This is a genomic window from Cupriavidus sp. 05N40 (genome assembly GCF_056397305.1).
Map to the genome: position 1 here is coordinate 1 of NZ_JBFTND010000402.1, position 4,111 is coordinate 4,111.

5 protein-coding genes are annotated in these 4,111 nt (G+C 64.5%); 2 read left to right on the forward strand and 3 right to left on the reverse strand.

Annotated features, from left to right (window positions below; translation table 11 throughout):
* The 3 genes from AC1DO7_RS40845 to AC1DO7_RS40855 form a co-directional block, all read right to left on the reverse strand.
* The coding region (locus AC1DO7_RS40845; RefSeq protein WP_477117530.1) for a citrate/2-methylcitrate synthase at positions 1 to 282 on the reverse strand (282 nt) is incomplete at its 3' end.
* 140 nt (positions 283 to 422) lie between these two features.
* Positions 423 to 1,403 carry an HpcH/HpaI aldolase/citrate lyase family protein gene (locus tag AC1DO7_RS40850; RefSeq protein WP_441624439.1) on the reverse strand — a complete coding sequence of 327 codons (981 nt, stop codon included), beginning with the start codon at positions 1,401 to 1,403 and terminating at the stop codon, positions 423 to 425.
* A gap of 140 nt (positions 1,404 to 1,543) precedes the next feature.
* Positions 1,544 to 2,527, reverse strand: a complete 984-nt coding sequence (locus AC1DO7_RS40855) for a malate dehydrogenase (protein WP_477117531.1) — start codon at positions 2,525 to 2,527, stop codon at positions 1,544 to 1,546.
* 241 nt (positions 2,528 to 2,768) lie between these two features.
* Between AC1DO7_RS40855 and AC1DO7_RS40860 the strand changes: the two genes are divergently transcribed.
* Both AC1DO7_RS40860 and sdhC read left to right on the forward strand, forming a co-directional pair.
* The gene (locus AC1DO7_RS40860) at positions 2,769 to 3,593 is read left to right on the forward strand and encodes a GntR family transcriptional regulator (protein ID WP_477117532.1); all 825 of its coding nucleotides are present in this window, start codon (positions 2,769 to 2,771) and stop codon (positions 3,591 to 3,593) included.
* A gap of 259 nt (positions 3,594 to 3,852) precedes the next feature.
* The coding region (gene sdhC, locus AC1DO7_RS40865; RefSeq protein WP_477117533.1) for a succinate dehydrogenase, cytochrome b556 subunit at positions 3,853 to 4,111 on the forward strand (259 nt) is incomplete at its 3' end.

A 4,111-nucleotide genomic window follows, 5' to 3' on the forward strand; every position in this document is an offset into this window, starting at 1 on the left:
TTGTAGGCCTTGAGTTCGGCGCGGGTGGGGAGCTTGCCGTGCATTGTAGGCCTTGAGTTCGGCGCGGGTGGGGAGCTTGCCGTGCACCAGCAGGTGGGCGATCTCCTCGAATTCGCAGGTCTCGGCGATGTCGAGGATGTCGTAGCCGCGGTAGTGCAGGTCGTTGCCGGTGCGGCCGACCGTGCAGAGCGCAGTATTGCCGGCGGCAACGCCCGACAGGGCGACGGATTTCTTCGGCTTCGGGGCGTCCTGCTGGACTGGCTGCTGCTGCTGCTCTGGCATCGCGTCTCCTGTCTGTCTGCTGGCCCGCCCGGCGGTCAAGCTGCCGCCCGGATGCGGGGCCGGGCAATCGGGCCCGGGTCAATGGCCCGGGTCAATGGATCGGGTAAGAATCCGGGTTACAGCAACGGCGAACATCGAACTCACGCAAAGAAGCGGTCCAGCACCATGCAGGGCAGTTCCGCCCCGGTGGCGTGGGCGCGCTGCAGCAGCGACCAGTAATAGCGGTAGCTGGCGCGGTCGTGCAACTGGCCCTGGTGGCGGATCGGCGCCCAGTTGTTCTCGTAGGCGGCCAGCAGGATCTCGCTGGCCGCGCCGATCTCGGCGCCGCTCGGGCGGAATGCCGCCACGATGGGGTCGATCTGGCCCGGGTGGATGCTCCACTTGCGCAGGTAGCCGAACTCCGTGCGGGCGCGCATGGCGTCCTCGCCGGCGCGTCGGGGCTGCTCGATGTCGGTGCTGACATTGTGCGAAGGCACCTTGCCGTGGCGGTGGCAGGCGGCCGAGATCTCCAGCATGGCGCGCCGGATCAGCGGCTGCTCGAATTGCTGCGGCGAGCGCATGGCCTCGCCGGGGATGGCGCCATGGTGGGCGGAGACGAAATCCATGAGGCCGAAGCTCAGGCATTCGACCTGCACCAGGCGGGCGATGTCGAACGCCTGTTCGAGTGCGCCATGCGTCTCGATCAGCACATGGATCGGAATGTGACGCGCAATGCCGGCGGCGCGCGCCACCTGGTTGACGTGGTCGGTCACGCGCGCGACTTCCACCACGTCGGCCACCTTCGGAATGGCCACGTACGCCAGGCGCGCGCCGGCGCTGCCGACCAGGATGTCGATGTCCTCGCGCCAGCTCGGGTGGGCGGGGTCGTGAATGCGCACGCCCACGCGGTTGAAACGGTTTTGCGGTCCGTTGATCAGATGCGCGCACAACTCGGCGTGCTCGCGCTCGAGGCCGACCGCGGCGCCGTCCTCGCAGTCGAAGGTGATGTCGAAGACCGGCCCAAGCTCTTGCTGCAGGGCGAGCGATTTCAGCATCAGCTTTTCGTTGCCGGCATAGTGGTCGCAGACCGGCAGTTGGGCCGGAATGGCTTCGCCCTGGAACAAGACCTCGGAGGGATGCACGTTAGGTATTCTGGTTTGGGTTGGTGTCCGGGGACCGGGCGGCGCGCCCATGAAAAAAGCCGGAGCCCGCGCCGATCCGTGAATCGTTGCGGGGCTCCGGCCTGATCATTGGCGCTGCCTGGGACTAGATCTGAGGAGGATCAGCCGAGCAGGTGCTGCACGCCGGCTTTCTCTTCTTCCAGTTCCTTCAGGGTGATGTTGATCTTTTCCTGGCTGTAGGCGTCGATCTCCAGACCCTTGACGATCTCGTACTTGCCGTTGGCGGTGGTCACCGGGTAGCCGAACATGGTGTCGGCCGGGATGCCGTACTCGCCGTTCGACGGGATGCCCATCGTGACGACCTTGCCATTGCTGCCCAGCACCCAGTCATGCACGTGGTCGATGGCGGCGTTGGCGGCCGAGGCAGCCGACGACAGGCCGCGCGCTTCGATGATGGCGGCGCCGCGCTTGCCGACGGTCGGCAGGAACACGTCGTTGTTCCAGGCGTGGTCGTTGATCAGGTTCTTGACGCTCTGGCCGTCGACGGTCGCGTAGCGGTAGTCGGCGTACATGGTMGGGCTGTGGTTGCCCCACACGAACATCTTCTCGATCGACGAAACCGGCTTGCCGGTCTTGGCGGCGATCTGCGACAGCGCGCGGTTGTGATCCAGGCGCAGCATGGCGRTGAAGTTCTCGCGCGGCAGGCTCGGCGCGGACTTCATGGCGATGTAGGCGTTGGTGTTGGCCGGGTTGCCGACCACCAGCACCTTGACGTTGCGGCTGGCGACTTCGTCCAGTGCCTTGCCCTGCACCGTGAAGATCTGGGCGTTGGCTTCGAGCAGGTCCTTGCGTTCCATGCCCTTGCTACGCGGACGGGCACCGACCAGCAGGGCCACGTCGGCATCCTTGAAGGCGACCTTGGGGTCGTCGGTGATCACCACGCCTGCCAGCAGCGGGAACGCGCAGTCTTCCAGTTCCATCACCACGCCCTTGACGGCGGCCTGGGCTTGCGGGAGATCCAGCAGTTGGAGGATGACCGGCTGGTCTTTGCCAAGCATGTCGCCATTGGCGATGCGGAACAGCAGGGAATAGCCGATCTGGCCAGCGGCGCCGGTGACTGCGACGCGCATTGGGGCTTTAGCCATGAGTAGATCTCCAAACGTAAAGAGGGGGAAACTGGACGGTGTCGCGCCGGACGGTGGTCCGTACGTCACCGGGTGCGAGTTTGTCGCCACGGCGGCAGGCGGCAATCCGCCGGCGCGCTGGGAGCGATGCCGACTGGGAGGAGCCACTACGGGTCATGGGGTGCTCATATGTCTTATATAAGACATAAGACATTTAATGCCGGGCTGGACGCCCTTTGCCGTTTTGTGGTGAAATTCGCCTATGTCATCCCTGCCCACGCCCCTCGTCGGTACTGCCGTTGCTGCAGTGCAGGATAGTGGCGCCGCTGCGTCCGGCGCCGGCACGCAGTCGCCTGTGGCGGCCGCGGTTTCGCCCACGTTCAGCCCACTCTACCAGCAGATCAAGGCGCTCATCACCCAGAGCCTGCAGTCCGGCGAATGGAAGCCGGGCGACATGATCCCCAGCGAAATGGACCTCGCGRCCCGCTACAAGGTCAGCCAGGGTACCGTGCGCAAGGCCATCGACGAACTTGCCGCCGAGAACCTGGTGGCGCGCCGCCAGGGCAAGGGCACCTTCGTCACGACCCATCACGAGGATGGCGTCAAGTTCCGGTTCCTGCGACTCGTCCCCGATGAGGGCGAGCCCCATTATGGCGCCAGCCAGGTGCTGGAGTGCAAGCGCCTGCGCGCGCCCGCCGAGATCGCCCGCCTGCTCGATATCCGCACCGGCGACAGCGTGGTGCAGATCCGCCGCGTGCTGTTTTTCTCCGGCGAGGCCACCGTGCTGGACGAGATCTGGCTGCTGGGCACCAATTTCAAAGGGCTGACGGCCGAGAAGCTGACCGAATGGAAGGGGCCGATGTATGCGCTGTTCGAGGCCGAGTTCGGTACGCGCATGATCCGGGCCTCCGAGAAGATCCGCGCGGTGTCCGCCGACGCCGCCACCGCAGCCTTGCTTTCCGTGGAGGCTGGCGCGCCGCTGCTGTCCGTCGAGCGCGTGTCGTTTACCTACGGCGACCGCCCCGTCGAAGTCCGGCGCGGCTTGTATGTCACCACCCGGCACTATTATCAGAACGATTTGAGCTGAGTTGCCGTGTGGGAATCTCTGGCGGTTATTGTTGCCGCGGCCATGGCCGCCGCCGCTGTTGCGCGAAGTGGGATTATTACGCCGTGGCGAGGCCGCGTGCGATTGTCGGGCACGGCATGTTGGTGCGCGATAGCTGAAAATTATTGGTGCGCCGCGCAACAAAGGCGCTAAAATTATGTGGATTTGCTCCAACTGCATTCATTTGCATGCAGGGCATTGAGTAGTTTCGTTTTTTGTTTACCGCAAAATGGGGTCTCGCATGGCTGAAGCCGTCAAACAAGCCAGGCCGGAGTTCCGGAACATCCATGTCACGCAGCTAGCGCGTTACAGGTTGCCCTGGGCCGGCAAGGTGTCCATCCTGCATCGCGCAAGCGGTGCGTTGATGTTCCTCCTCCTTCCTTTCGTGCTCTATCTGTTCGAGCAAAGCGTCACCTCCGAACTGAGTTTCGCAAAGTTCTCGGCGCTCCTGTCCGGCGGCTTCGTCAAGCTGGTTCTGCTGGCCCTGATCTGGGGTTACC